13 protein-coding genes are annotated in these 16,428 nt (G+C 71.9%); 5 read left to right on the top strand and 8 right to left on the bottom strand.

What is annotated here, in order from left to right; genetic code table 11:
- From IF55_RS30705 to IF55_RS30685, 5 genes are all read right to left on the bottom strand, one after another.
- The gene (locus tag IF55_RS30705; protein WP_030891484.1) at positions 1 to 1,974 is read right to left on the bottom strand and encodes an ABC transporter permease; all 1,974 of its coding nucleotides are present in this window, start codon (positions 1,972 to 1,974) and stop codon (positions 1 to 3) included.
- On the bottom strand, positions 1,971 to 2,507 hold the full coding sequence (locus IF55_RS41275; protein ID WP_157854583.1) for a hypothetical protein: 537 nt from the start codon (positions 2,505 to 2,507) through the stop codon (positions 1,971 to 1,973). The genes IF55_RS30705 and IF55_RS41275 overlap by 4 nt, the downstream gene beginning before the upstream one ends.
- Positions 2,504 to 3,610, bottom strand: coding sequence for a quaternary amine ABC transporter ATP-binding protein (locus IF55_RS30695; RefSeq protein WP_030891490.1), 1,107 nt, complete (start codon positions 3,608 to 3,610; stop codon positions 2,504 to 2,506). Before IF55_RS30695 ends, IF55_RS41275 begins: the two co-directional genes overlap by 4 nt.
- On the bottom strand, positions 3,607 to 5,142 hold the full coding sequence (locus IF55_RS30690; RefSeq protein WP_211270060.1) for a GMC family oxidoreductase: 1,536 nt from the start codon (positions 5,140 to 5,142) through the stop codon (positions 3,607 to 3,609). Before IF55_RS30690 ends, IF55_RS30695 begins: the two co-directional genes overlap by 4 nt.
- A 119-nt stretch (positions 5,143 to 5,261) precedes the next feature.
- Positions 5,262 to 6,731 carry an aldehyde dehydrogenase family protein gene (locus tag IF55_RS30685; RefSeq protein WP_030891495.1) on the bottom strand — a complete coding sequence of 490 codons (1,470 nt, stop codon included), beginning with the start codon at positions 6,729 to 6,731 and terminating at the stop codon, positions 5,262 to 5,264.
- Positions 6,732 to 6,936: 205 nt separating this feature from the next.
- On the opposite strand from IF55_RS30685, the gene IF55_RS30680 reads away from it, so the two are divergent.
- The 3 genes from IF55_RS30680 to IF55_RS30670 all read left to right on the top strand — a co-directional run bounded on the left by IF55_RS30680 (position 6,937) and on the right by IF55_RS30670 (position 10,392).
- A complete protein-coding gene (locus tag IF55_RS30680; RefSeq protein WP_030891498.1) occupies positions 6,937 to 7,719 on the top strand; it encodes a hypothetical protein in 783 nt (260 codons plus the stop codon).
- Between the two features lie 289 nt (positions 7,720 to 8,008).
- Positions 8,009 to 9,985, top strand: coding sequence for a carbohydrate-binding protein (locus tag IF55_RS30675; protein ID WP_157854585.1), 1,977 nt, complete (start codon positions 8,009 to 8,011; stop codon positions 9,983 to 9,985).
- A gap of 56 nt (positions 9,986 to 10,041) precedes the next feature.
- A complete protein-coding gene (locus IF55_RS30670; protein WP_030891502.1) occupies positions 10,042 to 10,392 on the top strand; it encodes a hypothetical protein in 351 nt (116 codons plus the stop codon).
- 12 nt (positions 10,393 to 10,404) lie between these two features.
- Here the strand turns inward: IF55_RS30670 and IF55_RS30665 are convergent, their stop codons facing one another.
- Positions 10,405 to 11,238 carry an alpha/beta fold hydrolase gene (locus IF55_RS30665; RefSeq protein WP_030891504.1) on the bottom strand — a complete coding sequence of 278 codons (834 nt, stop codon included), beginning with the start codon at positions 11,236 to 11,238 and terminating at the stop codon, positions 10,405 to 10,407.
- Positions 11,239 to 11,394: 156 nt separating this feature from the next.
- Here IF55_RS30665 and IF55_RS30660 point away from each other — a divergent pair, with 156 nt between their 5' ends.
- A complete protein-coding gene (locus IF55_RS30660) occupies positions 11,395 to 11,823 on the top strand; it encodes a MarR family winged helix-turn-helix transcriptional regulator (protein WP_048832834.1) in 429 nt (142 codons plus the stop codon).
- 53 nt (positions 11,824 to 11,876) lie between these two features.
- Here the strand turns inward: IF55_RS30660 and IF55_RS30655 are convergent, their stop codons facing one another.
- Positions 11,877 to 12,335 (bottom strand): hypothetical protein, encoded by a 459-nt coding sequence (locus IF55_RS30655; protein ID WP_030891507.1) that lies wholly within the window; start codon positions 12,333 to 12,335, stop codon positions 11,877 to 11,879.
- A 14-nt stretch (positions 12,336 to 12,349) separates the two neighbouring features.
- Positions 12,350 to 13,984 (bottom strand): restriction endonuclease fold toxin-2 domain-containing protein, encoded by a 1,635-nt coding sequence (locus IF55_RS30650; RefSeq protein ID WP_030891508.1) that lies wholly within the window; start codon positions 13,982 to 13,984, stop codon positions 12,350 to 12,352.
- A gap of 1,988 nt (positions 13,985 to 15,972) precedes the next feature.
- Between IF55_RS30650 and IF55_RS30645 the strand changes: the two genes are divergently transcribed.
- A complete protein-coding gene (locus IF55_RS30645; RefSeq protein WP_037967094.1) occupies positions 15,973 to 16,413 on the top strand; it encodes a contact-dependent growth inhibition system immunity protein in 441 nt (146 codons plus the stop codon).
- The last annotated feature ends 15 nt before the right edge of the window (positions 16,414 to 16,428 follow it).

Here is a 16,428-nt window from a genome sequence, read left to right as displayed (position 1 = left end):
TCAGGCCCCCTTCCGCGCGCGGCGCGCCGTCGGCTGCGTGACCCGGTCGAGCATCAGCCCGAGGCAGACGATGGCGACGCCTGCGGGCAGGCCGGTGGCCAGGTCGCCCTTGGCGAGGCCGGTGACGACGTCGTAGCCGAGGGCGCCGGAGCCGACGAGCGCGGCGATGGTGACGACGGCGAGTACGAGCACCACGCCCTGGTTGGCGGCGAGCAGCAACGCGGGCCGGGCGAGCGGCAGTTGGACCTGCCGGAGCTGCTGGCCGCTGGTGGCGCCGAGCGAGCGGGCGGACTCCATGGCGGAGGGGTCGACCTGCTTGATGCCCTGGGTGGTGATGCGGATGACGGCCGGCAGCGCGTAGATCACGGCCGCGGCGACGCCCGGCGCGCGTCCGACGCTGAAGAGCGCGACCACGGGGATGAGGTAGACGAACTGCGGCATGGTCTGGAACACGTCCAGGACCGGCCGGAGCACGGCCTCCAGGCGGCGGCTGCGGGCGGCGGCGATGCCGACGGCGAAGCCGACGACCAGCGTCACGACGAGCGCGGCCAGCACCTGGGACAGGGTGTCCATGGACGGCTGCCACAGGCCCAGTACGCCGATCGCGGCCATGGCGAGCACGGAGGTCAGGGCGGTGGCCCAGGTGCCGATGAGCCAGGCCAGCGCGGCGACGACGAGCAGCACGCCCCACCACGGGGCGTCCTGGAGGCCGTCACGGATCGGGTCGAGCACCCAGGTGGTGAAGTGCCCGGCCCAGTCGTTGGTGCCGCCGACGACGGGGACGCCGGAGTAGAGGTGGTCGACCATCCAGTTCTTGGCGTCGTTGACGGGGGCGGCGATGGCGACGGTCCAGCTCGCGGGCCACACCTGCGACCCGGCGAGCCGGCCGGCGACGGCGACCGCGGCCGTCACGACGGCGACGCCCGCCCAGGCGGCCTTGGAGCGCAGCCACTTGGGCCCGCTCGGCTCGGCGCCCATGCGCTCTCCGGCGGCGCCGGTCGTACGGTCCATGACGATGGCGAGGAGGACGATCGGGATGCCCGCGGCGAGGGCCGCGCCGACATCGACGGCGGAGAGCGCCTGGTAGACGCGGTCGCCCAGGCCGGCCGCGCCGATCATCGAGGCGATCACGGCCATGGACAGCGCCATCATGATGGTCTGATTGAGGCCGAGCAGCAGTTCCTTGCGGGCCAGCGGCAGCCGGGCGGACAGCAGCCGCTGGCGGCCGGTGGCGCCGAGCGATTCGACGGCCTCCAGGACGCCCTTGTCCGCGCCGCGCAGGCCGAGCGCGGTGAGGCGGGCCATGGGCGGCGCGGCGTAGATGACGGTCGCGATGACGGCGGACGGCACGCCGATGCCGAAGACCATGACGACGGGCAGCAGGTACGCGAAGGCGGGCAGCACCTGCATCGTGTCGAGGACGGGCCGCAGCATCCGGAACGTACGGTCCGAGAGCCCGCCCGCGAGCCCGAGGAGCCCGCCGATCACGACGGAGGCGAGGACGGCGACGACCATGAGGGCGAGGGTCTGCATGCCCGGCACCCACATGTCGAGGAGGCCGGTGACCGCGAAGGAGACGAGGGCGGTGACGGCGATCCGCACGCCCGCGACGCGCCAGGCGACGAGGGTGGCGGCGGCGGTGACGCCGGCCCAGCCGAGGGCGAGGAGCACGAGGTAGACGGCGCGCACCGAGATGACGATGGCGTTGCTGATGTGCCCGAAGAAGTAGAGGAACAGCCAGTGGCTGTCGCGGTTGTCGATGATCCAGTCGCTGGCCTTGCCGAGCGGGCCGGACGCGTCGACGGTCAGCGCGTGGGGCCAACTGCCGCTCGCCCATTTGGCGTTGACGATGGGCACGAGGATCGCCGCGAGGACGGCGAGCAGCAGGAGTTTACGGACGGCGGGATGTCGCAGGGCCGTTCTGAGGGCCGGGGCCGGGGCCGCTTCGGGGGCGGTGGGGGTGGCGACGCTCACACGCGCCTCCCGCGGGCGGCGCGGCCGGGCGGACCGGCGGTCGCTGCCGTGCGGCCGGCCACGGTGGACCAGCCGCCGACCGGGCGGACGACGGGCAGCGGCGCGGTGCGGGCGGCGGAGCCGACGGTGGCCACCTCGGGCCGCAGGGCGTCGGCGACGGCGGACCCGGCGCGCGCGGCCCAGGCCATGAGCCTGCGCCCGGCGGAAGGCTGCCCGGCCTCGGGCCGCTCGGCGTTGGACCGCTCGGCGTTCAGCCGCTCTGCATTGGACCGTCCGGCATTGGACCGTTCGCCGTCGGCCCGCCCGGCGCCGGGCCGTTCGGCCTCCGCGGCGCGGCGGGAGGCGCTTCCCACGCGCAGGGCGGCGCTCGCGAGGGCGCCGACGGCCGCCGCCCCGGAGCGCGGCGCGGCGCCCACGGCGCCGGCCGCGGCCTCCCCCACCCGGTCCGTGACGGCGCCGGAGGCCGCGCGGGCCTCCTCGGCCGCGACGGCGGCGCTCGCCGCCGCCACCGTGCTGTCGTACATCGCGCTCATGCCGCCGCTACCTCTCCCCGGTCCAGTCCCGCCACTACGCCCAGCAGGCACTCGTAATCGATGACGCCCACGCACCGCCCCTCGTCGACGACCCGCACCGGGCCGCCGCTGCGCGCGACGGCCTCGATGGCGTCGGAGACGGTGGTGTCGGGCGCGAGCGTCGCGCCGTCCTTGGCGTCGGTCTTCGCGACCGGCCGCATGGCGCGGCGCACGGTCAGCACCTGTTCGCGCGGCACGTCGCGGACGAAGTCGCGCACGTAGTCGTCGGCGGGCGAGCCGACGATCTCCTCGGGGGTGCCGCACTGCACGACGCGCCCGTCGCGCATCAGGGCGATGCGGTCGCCGACGCGCAGCGCCTCGCTGAGGTCGTGGGTGATGAAGACCATGGTGCGGCCCTCGTCGCGGTGCAGCCGGACGACCTCTTCCTGCATGTCGCGGCGGATCAGCGGGTCGAGCGCGCTGAACGGCTCGTCGAAGAGGAGGACTTCGGGGTCGGAGGCGAGCGCGCGGGCGAGGCCGACGCGCTGCTGCTGGCCGCCGGAGAGCTGGCCGGGCCGGCGGGATTCGAGGCCGGCGAGGCCGACCTTGGCGACGATCTCGTGGGCCTTGGCGCGCCGCTCGGCCTTGCCGACGCCCTGGATCTCCAGCCCGTACGCGACGTTGTCGAGGACGGTGCGGTGCGGGAGCAGCCCGAAGTGCTGGAAGACCATGGCGGCGCGGTGCCGGCGCAGGTCGCGCAGCCGGCCGCGGTCCATGCCGCACACGTCCTCGCCGTCGATGGCTATCTCGCCGCTGGTCGGCTCGATGAGCCGGGTCAGGCAGCGGACCAGGGTGGACTTGCCGGAGCCGGAGAGGCCCATGACGACGAAGACCTCGCCCTGGCGGACGTCGAAGGAGACATCGCGGACGGCGACGGTGCAGCCGGCCTCGCGGCGCAGCTCGTCGGCGGGGAGTTCGGCGAGCGGGCCGCCCGGCACGCGCTCCGGCTTGGGGCCGAAGACCTTCCACAGGTTGCGTACGGAGAAGACGGGCGCGCCGTCGCCCTCCGGTCCGCCTTTCGGGCGGTCCGCCGCTGCGCGGGGCGCCGGTACGGTACTGGTCACGCGTCATCACCCCCGCGTGTCGCGGCCGCGGCAAGCATTTCGGCGCACTTCTCCCCCACCATCAGGACTCCGATCATCGGGTTCACGGCGGGCATCGTCGGGAAGACCGATGCGTCGGCGATACGGATGTTCTGCATGCCACGGATGTTCAAGTTGGGGTCCACAACGGCGAGTTCATCATCGGAAGCGCCCATTCGGCAGGTGCCCGCCGGGTGGTACACGGTGTGCGCGACCTTGCGCGCGTACTCGCTGATGTCCTCGTCGGAGGTGACCTCCGGGCCCGGGCAGACCTCGCGCTTGAGCCAGCCGGCCAGCGGCTCGGTCTTGGCGATCTCGCGGGCGATGCGGATGCCGTCGACGAGGGTGCGGCCGTCGTAGTCGTCCTCGTCGGTGAAGTAGCGGAAGTCGAGGGCGGGCTTGACCTCGGGATCGGCGCTGGTGAGGTAGAGCCGGCCGCGGCTGTGCGGCTTGGGGATGTTGGGCGTCATCGACACGCCGTGCTCGGGCTTCTCGTAGCCGAGCCGCTCCGGGTTGTCGGTGAACGGGATTTGGTAGAAGTGGAACATCAGGTCCGGGCCGTTCGCCGCGGGGTCGCGCTGGATGAACAGGCCGGCGTCGGAGTCCATCGCCGAGTTCTCCGGGATGGGCCCGTTCGTCTCCCAGACGATGACGGACTCGGGGTGGTCGAGAAGGTTCTCGCCGACGCCCGGCAGGTCGTGGACGACCGGGATGCCGAGCGCTTCGAGGTCCTTGCGCGGGCCGATGCCGGAGTGCATCAGCAGCCGCGGCGTGTCGACCGCGCCCGCGCACACCAGGACCTCGGTGCCGGCCTCGACGAGGATCTCCTCGCCGTCCTTGGTGCGCACGTGCACGCCGGTCGCGCGGGTGCCGTCCAGCTCCAGCTTGTACGCCCAGGTCTCCAGCATGATGTGGAGGTTCGGCCGGTCGAGGAAGGGGTGCAGATAGGCGACCGACGCGGAGGAGCGCTTGTTGTTCTCGGGGTGGTACGAGAGGTCGAAGAAGCCCACGCCCTCGTGGAACGGCTTCTTGTTGAAGCCCTCCACGCGCGGCACGCCGGTGGCGGTCCGCGCGGCGTTCACGAAGTCGCTCGCGATGGCGTTGCGGTCCTTCTCGTCCACCGCGACGATGTTGTTGCGCAGCCGGTAGAAGTACGGGTCCATGGACTCGGCGTCCCAGCCCTCGGCCCCGGCGGTCGCCCACTCGTCCCAGTCGCCGGGCAGCGGCTTGAAGGAGATCAGGGTGTTGTGCGAGGAGCACCCGCCCAGCACGCGCGCCCGGCTGTGCCGGATGTGGGAGTTGCCGCGCGGCTGCTCGACCGTCGGGTAGTCGTAGTCGAGGTCGCCGCCGAGCAGCCCCAGCCATCTGCGCAGCGTGAGGACGTCGTCCCGGTCGATGTCGGTCGGTCCGCCCTCGATGACGGCGACGGTGACGTCGGGGTTCTCGGTGAGGCGGGAGGCGATGACGGAACCGGCGGTGCCGCCGCCGATCACGACGTAGTCGTACACGGGCATGGGGGTGCTCCTCTGCTGCTACTGCTGAAGGTTCTGCGCGAGATGAGTGGGCTGGACCGAACCGGTTCGAACGGGCCGTGGAACGCGCTGTACGGGCGTGGGGACGGGTACGGGCGTGCTCAGCCGGCGAACCAGCGCACGGCCTTCGGGTCGAGGTTCTGGTAGATGTGCTTGGACTCGCGGTACTCGGCGAGCCCGGCGGGGCCGAGCTCCCGGCCTATGCCGGACTTACCGAAGCCGCCCCACTCCGCCTGCGGCAGGTAGGGGTGGTAGTCGTTGATCCACACGGTGCCGTGGCGCAGCCGCCCCGCGACGCGCCGCGCGCGCCCGGCGTCGGAGGTCCACACGGCGCCGGCGAGCCCGTACTCGGTGTCGTTCGCCAGCTCGACGGCCTCGTCCTCGGTGCGGAACGTCTCGACGGTGACGATCGGCCCGAAGGTCTCCTCCCGCACCACGCGCATCCCGCGGTGGCACTGGTCGAGGACGGTCGGCGAGAAGAAGTAGCCGCCCTCGGGCCGGACCTTCGAGGGCTTGGGGCGGGAGCCGCCGCAGCGCAGGGCCGCGCCCTCGGACAGCGCGGAGGTGACGTACGCCTCGACCTTGGCGAGCTGCTGCTCGGAGACGAGCGGGCCGCACTCGACGCCCTCCTCGGTGCCCCGGCCCAGCTTGATCTTCTCGGCGCGGCGGGCCAGCTCGGCGACGAACCGGTCGCTGACCGACTCCTCGACGATCAGCCGGGCGCCGGCCGAGCAGACCTGGCCGCTGTGCGCGAATCCGGCGTTCAGCGCCTGGTCGACGGCGGTGTCGAAGCCCTCCTCGGTGGCGCAGGCGTCCGCGAAGACGACGTTCGGGTTCTTGCCGCCGAGCTCCAGGGCGATCTTCTTGGCCCCGGCGACGGCCGCGGCGCCCGCCTTGGTGCCGCTGGCCAGGCCGCCGGTGAAGGAGAACAGGTCCACGTCCGGGTGTTCGGCGAGGCGCTGCCCGACCGGGACGCCCGCGCCGGTGACGAGGTTCGCGACGCCCGCCGGGAGCCCGGCCTCCACCAGCAGCTTGACCAGGTGCACGGTGGAGAGCGGGGTGACCTCGCTCGGTTTGACGACGAAGGTGTTGCCCGCGGCGAGCGCCGGGGCGATCTTCCAACTCGCCTGTAGCAGCGGGTAGTTCCAGGGCGTGATCAGCGCGCACACGCCGACCGGCTCGTACACGACGACGCTGTGCACAGCGGCGCTGCCGGCGTCCACGACACGCCCGCCGCTCTCGTTCATGACGAGGTCGGCGAAGTAGCGGAAGGCGTTGGTGACGTCGTCGACGTCGACCCGGCCCTCTTCCAGGGTCTTGCCGGTGTCCCGGCTCTCGATCAGCGCGATCTCCTCGCGGTCGCGCTGGAGCAGGTCGGCGACGCGGCGCAGCAGGGCCGCGCGCTCGGCGACGGGCGTTGTGGGCCACGGGCCGGAGTCGAAGGCCCGCCGGGCCGCGGCGACGGCCGCGTCCGTGTCGTCCGTCCCGCCCTCGGCCACGGTCGCGAAGGGCCGGGCGTCTGCGGGGTCGAGGACCTCCCGCTGCGCGCCGGACGCGGCTTCCCGCCACACCCCGTCCACATGAATGGTCTCGACTGCTGCCGACACGTCGTTACTGCCTTCCGATCACTGAAAAATTCCACTGGTCACGCCAGCGACAAGGACCCCTAACCGGAACCTCCGAACGTATGCCTCATTGGTCACCAAGAGTGGTCCGAGTCACTGTCGCCATCCGTTCCGCCCGATTTGCGGCGTCCACTTTGTTAGCGTGAGCTGAATGACCAAGCGATACGGCATGTGGGCCGCAGCGATCTGTACGGCCGCGACAGTCGGCCTCGCCGGCTGCGGATCCGAGGACTCCGACGACGCGAAGGGCAAGGGGGACAAGGGGGCGCTGGGCGGCCTCTCCGCCCAGGAGATCTCCAAGAAGGCGCGCGGTGAGCTGAGCTCCGCCTCGGCGCTGCGCCTGAAGGCGGACACCGACTCGGGCGCGGCGGCCTCGAAGATGGACATCGCCGCCGACGACAAGAACAACTGCGCGGGCACCACGAGCCTGCCCACCGGGAAGGGCTCCGTCGAGGTCGTCAAGCGCGGCGACGAGGTCTGGCTGAAGCCGGACGCCGACGTGTGGACCGCCGCCACCGGCGACCCGAAGAAGGGCGCGGTCGCCGCCAAGGCCGCGGGCGACCGCTACCTCCACGGCAAGACCAGCGAGACCCTGCTGAAGCAGATGGCCTCCGCCTGCGACGAGCTGAAGACCTTCCAGAAGAAGATCGCGGGCGACAACGCGGGCGACGAGAAGCTCAAGAAGGGCAAGGAGACCACGCAGGACGGCAAGCGGGTCCTGCCGCTCACCGCCAAGGGCGAGGACGGCACGAAGACCACGATCTACGTGGCCGCCGAGGGCCGGCCGCAGCTCCTGAAGATCGCCTCCAAGCAGAACGGCAAGTCCAGCACCATGGAATTCACCGACTACGGCAAGCCGGTCGCGGTGAACCCGCCGTCGGAGAAGCAGTCCATGAGCGTGGCCGAGTTCAAGAAGGCCGTGCAGAAGGGCTGACGTTTTTTCGGCGTACGGCCGGCGGTTTCCGGAACGGCGGCCGTCACGGAGGGCCGTTTACGGGCGGCGGACCGTTACGGGCGACCGACCGTTACGGACGGCGGACCGTTACAGACGGCGGTTTACGACATGGCGGACCGTTTCCGATCATGGGCCGTTCCCGGCCCGGAGGTCGGGGGCGGTCCGTTCCGCGTGGTGGCGGCCTTTCGCTCCATGGGGATCGCTCTTAGCTTGCTCCTAGGAGCCCGGCCTCCGTGGCCGGGCGCGGGGTGTGGGCAAGGGGGAACTCATGGGCCGGCAGACCGCTCCGCTCATCGTCGTCAATCCCGGTTTCGAGAAGGGCACCGAGGGCTGGACGTTCAAGGGGGCCCCGGTCGAGGGCGGCGGCGAGGCGCGCAGTGGGGTCGGCCGGAGCAGACCGTTCGGCGGCGCGCTGCACGCGTTCCTGGACGCCCGTATCGGCCAGCGCGGGATGACGTCGGTCGCCCAGACGGTGACCGCCCCCGCGAACGGCGTCTACTCCCTCTCCGCCTGGGTGGCCGGCCAGGACGCGGACGCCCGCTTCGTGCTGCGCCGCGACGGCAGACCCGTGGCCGCCGTCGCCCCCGTCTTCGACGGCGACTACCGCCGCTGGACCCTGACCGATGTGGAGCTGCGCGCCGGGGACCGGCTGGAGATCGCGTTCGAGGCGTACGGCGGCGACACGGACGCGGGGTGGGTCGCCGTGGACGGCGTCATGGTCTCGCCGGGGCTGCCCGCCCGCCCGAGGATCACCTCGTCCAGCCGCGAGGTGGTCGAGATCTTCGAATGGGCGCGGGGCAAGGCCGCGGGCTGGGTCCAGCAGTGCGGCGCGCCGGGCCCGCTGAACATGGACGAGACCAGCCACCGCCCGCCCACCGCCGAGGCCGCGTACGCCGCGTCGTACTGGGCGGGCTATCCGGACCGTACGGGCTATTACGCGCGGGACACCGCCCACCAGGTCGGCGGGGCCCACATCCTGGGCCTGGACGCCGAGAACCTCACGATGCTGCGGTCCTTCGCGGCGTCGGCGACCGCGGAGCACCGGCGCTGGCCGGTGTGGGCCGTCAACTTCGACGCGCGTACGCCGCTGAGCATCGACTACCACAGCGCGCGGGAGTTCGTACGGGAGCTGCCGGCCCCCTTCGAGCTGGTCGAGAAGTGCGCGGCGGCCTTCCGCTGGAGCGGGGACCGCCGCTATCTCGACGGCGTGCTGTGGGACTTCTGCCGCCGGACGGCGGAGGAGTTCGTGGCCCAGCAGGCGGGCCGGCTGGCGGGCCGGCCGGTGCCGGTCGCGGGGGCGGCGGGCACGCACATCTTCGACGAGGTGGCCACGTACAACGAGAGCGGCGAGCGGCTGGTCGAGGCGGGGGACGCCGTGGCGACGCAGTACCGGGCCTATCTGGCGGTGGCCGCGCTGGCCGACGCCCGGGACGACACCGAGCTGGTACGGGCGTACCGCACCCGCGCCGCGAGGCTGCGCGCGTACGTCAACGGCGGCTGGACCGGGGCGGGTTCGGGGGCGGCGATGAACCGCGGCTATCACGCGGACGGCACGGCAGTGGCCGGGTGGGGGAAGGAGAACAGTTGGTTCATGCCGCTGAAGGGCGTGCTGGAGAGCGGCGCGCACAACGACGCCTACCTCGACTACGTACAGCGCCAGGCGCTGTCCGCCGAGGGCCGGCCCGTGAACGCCGAAGCCCTCACCTATCTGCCCGACGTCTTCTTCCGGCACGGCCGGAACGAGTGGGCGTGGCAGTGGATGCGGCACCTCTACGCGGAGCGCGACAAGCGGCACGCCACCCGGCGCTTCGTCAACGGCGACTACCCCGAGCTGTCCTTCACCCTCATCTCCCAGCTCGTCGAGGGGATGATGGGCGTCGAACCGGACGCGCCCCGGCATGCCCTGACCACGCTGCCGCGGCTGCCCGTGGGCGATGGCCCGCGGGGGGACGGCGCGCAGGGGGACGGGCAGGGGAGCGTCCAGTGGGTGGAGGCGGCGGACGTCCCCATCGGAGAGGACCGCTTCACACTGCGCCACGACGGCAACACCAGCACCACCCTCACCCTGCGCGCGGCCCCCGGGACGCATTACCGGTGGGAGGCGCGGTTCCCCGGTACGTACCGCCGGGTGCTGGTCGACGGGGCGGAGCTGCCGGCGGACACGTTCGAGGCGGCGGGCGGGCGTACGGGCACGACGCTGACGGTACGGGCGGGAGAGCCGCGAACGGTGTCGGTGTCAGGCTGAGGCGGCCCGGCGACGGTTGCCGCCCCTCCAGCAGCCGGCCGAAGTAATCTGATCGAATGCCTTCTGTTCTTGTACCCGGATTTGACCCCAAGGTAGTGCCCGGTGCCGATGTGCCCGCCTTCCACGCGGTCCTGGACAACGAGCTGGCCCGCTTCGCCGAGCGCGGCATCGACGCGGCCATGACGCTGCTGGAGATCGACGGGACGGCCGAGCCCACGGCCGCCGAGGCGCTGGCCGGACGCGCGTGGGACGTGGTGGTGATCGGCGGCGGAATCCGCAAGCCGGAGCAGTTGCTGGAGTTCTTCGAGCGGATCGTCAATTTGGTGCGCAAGCACGCGCCGCAGGCCGCCATCGCCTTCAACACGAGCGGCGACACGAGCGTGGAGGCGGCGGAGCGCTGGCTGTGAGGAGCCTCGTTCTCACCCCCGCTCGGTGAAGAGGTCGCAGAGGAACTCCCAGAGGAATTCGTTGAAGAGGCCGGGCCGCTCCATGTTGGGGTAGTGGCCCGTGCCTTCGACGGTGGCCGTACGGCCGTCGGGGACGGTGGCGACGAGGCGTTCGGCCATTCCCACGCAGTCGTCCGAGTCGAGGCCGCCGTTGATGGCCAGCACCGGGACCGCGATCTTCGCGGCGCGGGCCCAGGTGTCGGTGACGGGCGAAGGCAGCACGGGAGCCGCCTCGCCGGTGTGCTTGGCGACCGTACGCCGCGTCATCTCCCTGATCCGGCGCAGGACTTCGCCGTCGACATCGTCGAGGGTGCGGTGCGGGCCGGTGGTGTAGCGGACGAACGCGTCGACGAAGCCCTCGGCGTCGGCCTCGGCCGCCGCGCGGGCCAGCTCGGTCTGGATGCCGGTGACCCAGGGGTCGTGGAACTCGGCCTCGCTGGTCCCGACGCCGCTGACGACCAGCGCGCGTACGAGGTCGGGGTGTTCGAGCGCGGTGTCGACGGCGATGCCGCCGCCCATCGAGAGCCCGACGAGGACGGCGGGCCCGGTGCCGAGGTGGCGCAGCAGGGCGGCGAGGTCGTCGGCCTGCCGGTAGGGGCGGCTCGCGTTGGCGGACAGGCCGTGGCCGCGCGCGTCGGGCACGATCACCCGGTAGACGGGGGCGAGGACGGCGACCTGGTCGTCCCACATGCGGTGGTCGAGGTAGCCGCCGTGCAGCAGCACCAGCGGGCGGCCGGAGCCGATGTCGCGGTAGGCGAGGCGGCCGTCCCCGGACTCGAAGTAGTGCACGTCAGAAGCCTGAGTCATGACAACCAAGGTGTCACTTTACGGCGGGGTTGGCAACTAGGTTGTCATTGTGGATGTCATCCTGGTGCCGTGAACGACGACACCGACTCCACCGACTCCCCCCTCCCGACCCCGCCCGACGCCCCGCTTGTGCCCGACGCCCTGGGCCCCCGCCTGATGGAGGTGTTCGCCCTGGTGGGCCCCCTCTACCGGCGCGTACAGCGCAAGGTGGAGGAGACCGCGCCGGTCGAGGGCCTGTCCGTCGGCGTACGCGCCGTGCTCGACCTGCTCCGCGAACACGGCCCCATGACCGTCCCCCAGATGGGCCGCGCCCAGGCCCTCAGCCGCCAGTTCGTCCAGCGCATGGTCAACGACGCCGCCGCCCAGCACCTGGTCGAACCCACCCCCAACCCGGCCCACCGCCGCTCCCCCCTCATCACCCTCACCCCCGACGGCAAGGCAGCCATCACCGCCGTCACCACCCGCGAACACGCCATCCTCCGCCAGGTAGGCGGCGACCTCACGGACGCGGACGTCGCCACGTGCGTCAGGGTCCTGACGCGCATGCTGGAACTCTTCGAGGACGTGGACGTGGACGCGCCCTGAGCCATACGGCCTGCGGCCGGCCCGCCATGCCGACTCTGCGTGGTTCGCCCGGTCTAGGAGGCTCCGACCGAGTCGATGTGCTGCTGCAGCGCCTCGGCGATCTCCCCTGCGGGGCCGCTGCGCGGCAGCTTCCACGTCGACGTGTCCCCGTTGTTCAACGCGAACTCACTGGTGAATTCGATCAGCTCGGGCGAGGGAATGAAGGAGTCCCGCAGCCACACGGCGAATACGGCAGCCTCGGCCGCCGAAGCGTCGAGGACCATCACCGACCCCATGCCCTCGTACGGCGTGGTCGCCAGCCCTTCCAGCCACTCCCCGTCGGAGACCTGCACAGCAAAGGAGAGCGCGTCCGCGTCACGCGGTCCGAGTTCATGCTGCAATTGCGTGAAAGCCCCCGGAAAACTCTGTGTGATCTTCTCCGCCAGGTCGTCGAGCCGCAGGTGCCAGGCCAGGGCATCGTCCGTGGGAGGCGCGAAGCTGAAGGTGGTGTGGGTCGGGTTGTGTCCTGTCACGGTGTTCCCATTCCTCACGGTACGTATCGCGCGGTGCCCTTGACACCGGTCATGAGCATCATGCTCTGCCAATAGGGGGCGGACTCTTTGTCGTTGGTGATGATTTCAAAGCCGCGAATCTGATTGTTCCGCGGGTATTCCAGGGCCGCCTTATAACGCATGAGCCCGCCCTCGTCCTTGACGAACATGCCATCACGGTGCGGGTCGAACTTCGTCCGGCCCTTCTCGTCCAGCTTCGGCGGAGTCGCCAAGATCCTGTTGACCACGGACAGCCGGCGAAAGGTCTTCGGGTTCTCGCAGTCGGGCTCGCGGACGTATTTCGCCTCGATCGCATAGCCGTCGGACGGACGCAAGCCGTCCACGGTGATGCCCTTCCCCGGAGCGCCGACACCCGCAGGCAGCGGCACTTCCCGCTCGGGGTATCCGGCGACGCGCACCTGGTAGGCGTTCTCGGGGACCAGGTGGTTACCGCCGCCCATGAAGCCGGACGCGGGCAACGCGTCGCGCCAGGCCCGGAACCGGGCCTGGTCGGCTGCGCCGAGAAGCGTCGTCGTGCCCGGCTCCGGTGGTATCGGATCGCTCGACGGGATCGACGGATCGACGCGGCTCCCCATGGGGACCATGGCGGGGGCCGAGGCCAGCAGCAGCGGCACCGGCCGCAGCGGTGGCAGCGCCGGCATCATCGGCGGATGCCACCACGGCGACGGCGGCCCGCCGCCCGGCACCGTGACGCGCCCGCGCGACGCGTCCAGCGCGTGGGCAACGTCGCCGAGCGCGTGGATGTGCGGGTCTCCGGTGACGGCCAGGTGCAAGCCTCCGTCGTCGCCGTTGCCGCCGAACATCGGCGCGTCCCAGGGGGCGTCGATGCGGAAGAAGTCCGCCTTGTGGGCGAGGGCCACCCGCAGTGCGGCGTCGATGTGGTCGGCGTACTGCTCGCAGGCTTTGGCCAGTTGGGTGCAGGCGGCCACCAGGTTGGCGACGAGGGGTTCGTCCTCCTGCGCCCGTTCCGGAGGGTCGCCGAACCCCACGGTCCGCCTGAAGTACTGGTCGAAGGCGGTCGCCGCCTCACCGGCGTGGGCCTGGTTGGCCGTGGTGGCGTACACCTGCGCGTCCTCCAGCAGCCGCGCCATCAGCCGCCCGGCGTGCCGCCACGTCCCGGCGACCTCGCGGACGCGGCCCGCGTCCCCGCGGTACCGGTCGCCGCCGCCCGGCACGTACTGCCGGTACCAGGTCGTGTCCCCGACGACCTCGGGCAGTTCCTCGCCCAGCCCCAGGAATGACTCCGCGCAGTCCTTCCCGGGGTCGCCCATGCCCTCGGTGAGGTCGTCCTGCTGTCCCATGAGCGCGGCGATGTGCTTGTCGGTGGCCATGACCTCGCGCGCGGTGCGCATCAGCGCCTTGCCGGTGGCCCCCATCACGTAGGCGCTGAACCCCATTTGGTCGATCGCGGCGGCCGCGGCGGGCCCGTACGCCTTGGCGAACGCGCGGCCCGCGTCGTCGTCCCCGGCCATGCCCTTCTGCCGGCCGAGTTCATGGCCCAACGCGATCGTGGTGTCCCGCGCCCCCTTCATGACGACGTCGACCATCCCCATCGACGCCTTGATCATCCCTGCGACGCTGAGCCGCAGCTCACCCGTCAATCCCCCCACGCCGTCCCCTCCCCGCTCCGGCCGCCTCCCCTTGCCACTCCCCCACCATCGCACTGGGGTACGACAACGGCGGCGGTATTCGGTCTCGATGAGGTCAGGGGGTGCCGCTCAAGCGGGTCACTTCGCAGTCGAGCACGCGAGGACACGCCCGTCGTCCGTACCGATGAGGAGACGGCCGGGGGCCGTGACCGTGAGAGCGGTCGGCACGACGGTGGCCGCCTCGCGCCGAACGACGAACGACCCGCCGGGCTGGAGCCCCCGCCACGGCGAGCAGCCCGCGCCGCTCATCGGCTACGGCCAGGGCGGGTTCGCCGATTCCGGCGAAGGGACGGTCACCCCGGGGCCAGGGTCCGAAATGACGTGCGCCGGATCGTGGTTTTCGCGACCCGGTGGGCCGCGTCGCGGTGGGGCTCGATGCCCTCCTCAGGATTGGGGAAAGTACCTGACCAATCTCGCAACTGTCCTTGTCACTCCATCGGGTGACGAGGTGGCAGGCATGCGAGCGGGCGGGGTACGGTCGCGCCGAGCAGCACCACACAGCAGCACCAGGCACGCCCCGGCATGCACGTCGCCAGACATCGGCGCGCGCGTCGGCACATTCATCGACATAGACGTCGGCCCCCGGCGGGATGGCAGTCCCAACTCCGAGGGCCTAATCACCAGGAAGAAGAGAGCTTCCCAATGACCTCAAGGCAGTTTAGCGCGCGCCGTACTTCGCGCCCCCGACGCCCACTGACCCGGCCCCCGGTCGTCCGCCGTCCGCTCGCCGGAGTGACGCACCGCCGACACCGCCATGAGTCGCACTTCACCGTGGTCGGTAACCATCTCGCCCAGCACCCGACGCTGTCCGCCGTCGCGATCGGGTTGGCCGTACGGATCCAGTCGCTGCCGGACGGGGCACTGGTCGGGGTCAAGGTCCTGGCGGCGCAGTTCCCGGAGGGCGAGGCGCGCATCGCGCGGGCCTTGCGGGAGTTGGAGCAGGCGGGCTACCTGTCCCGCAAGAAGGAACGGGCCCCAGGGCAGCGCATCGTGACGCGCACGACCTACTTCGAGCACCCCCACGCCCCCAAGCCCCGCCCCTCACACCCCCCGCGCCCTTCCGCTCCCGAGCCCCTGCCGCCGGGCCCGCCGTTGGTGCCGACGCCTGTCTCGCTGGCGAAGGAGCCCGTACGCCCCGCACCACCACCCCCGGCTCCGTCCACGGCTTCAACACCGGCACCGGCACCGGCACCGGCACCGGCCAAGCCCATCCCTCCCGCCTCCCCCGCCATCTCCCCCCTCCTCCGCCGCACCGCCACCACCCTCCTGGCCGGTCTGCGCGCCAAGGACGCCCGCCTGCTGCTGTCCGAACGCGACGTCAAGTACCTCGTCCCCGGCGTCGCGAAGTGGCTGGACCGTGGCGTACCGCCCGAGCAGGTCTTCCGTACGCTCTCCGGCTCTCTCCCGCCCGGCGCGATCCCCTGGCCATCGAGGATGCTTCAACACCGCCTGCGGGAATGGATTCCCCCAGTCCTGCCCAAGACCCCCTACAGCCCCCCCCCCCCCCAACCCCCCCCCCACCCCCACCCCCCCCCCAACATCAAACGGCGCGACCCGGGCCTTCCCCCCCCCCAAACCCGAACGCGGCGACCCAGGCCTTCCCGCCCCCCGAACCCACCCACCACCCCAACCCCCTCCAGAACTGCAACGGCTGCGACCGAGCCTTCCGCTCCCCCAAACCCGGCCGCTGCCGCACCTGCCGAGGCACCGACTAGAGCCCGCCCGGGCGACGGCACCACGGGCACGGTCGCACTGGGTCAGTGAGGCTCGACCCAAGCGCCGGCCAGGGCTGATCGCGCTGGACGCGCTGAGCTGAGCGCTTGGGCCGAGCGCCGCGGTGCGCCCGGTCCGCGCCGGGGGCCGATGACGAAGCCCGTTCCAGTGGCGACGACCGTTCTGTCGACGACAATCGTTCCAGCGGCACAGCCCGCCGCCGCGACAATGCCTCTATGCCTCCGCACCTCGACCGCACGCTCGATGAGCTGGACCCGCCCCGTTGGGCGCCTCCCGCGCCTGACGCCACTCGTCTGGCCCGCGAGGTGCACGGCTTGCGCCGTGTTCCCCTGTGTGAACTCGGGCCGGCGGAGCTGCGCGTCCTCGTCGCCCAGCGGGTGGCACTGGCGTACGTCGTGCCGCTCGCGGTGCGTCTGCTGCTCGATGACCCGCTCCTCGACGCCGCCTTCTACGAGGGGGACTTGCTGCTCGCGGTCGTAGGGCTCCCCGCCGCGGCTTGGGCCCCGCACCCGGGGCTCAAGGCGCGGCTGCGCTCCGCCATCGCGGAGTTGCCCGAGTCGGCGATCGACGGGTTGCCGCGTGGCGGCGGCGAGGAACTCGCGCGGTTCGCCGATCGGCCCGCCCCTGAATCGCTGAATCGCTTCGCTGGCCGATGACAGCGTGAACGCGGC

It is taken from the genome of Streptomyces varsoviensis (assembly GCF_000718635.1).
In the GTDB taxonomy this organism is placed as follows: domain Bacteria; phylum Actinomycetota; class Actinomycetes; order Streptomycetales; family Streptomycetaceae; genus Streptomyces; species Streptomyces varsoviensis.
This window is presented reverse-complemented; position numbering and strand designations above follow the sequence as displayed.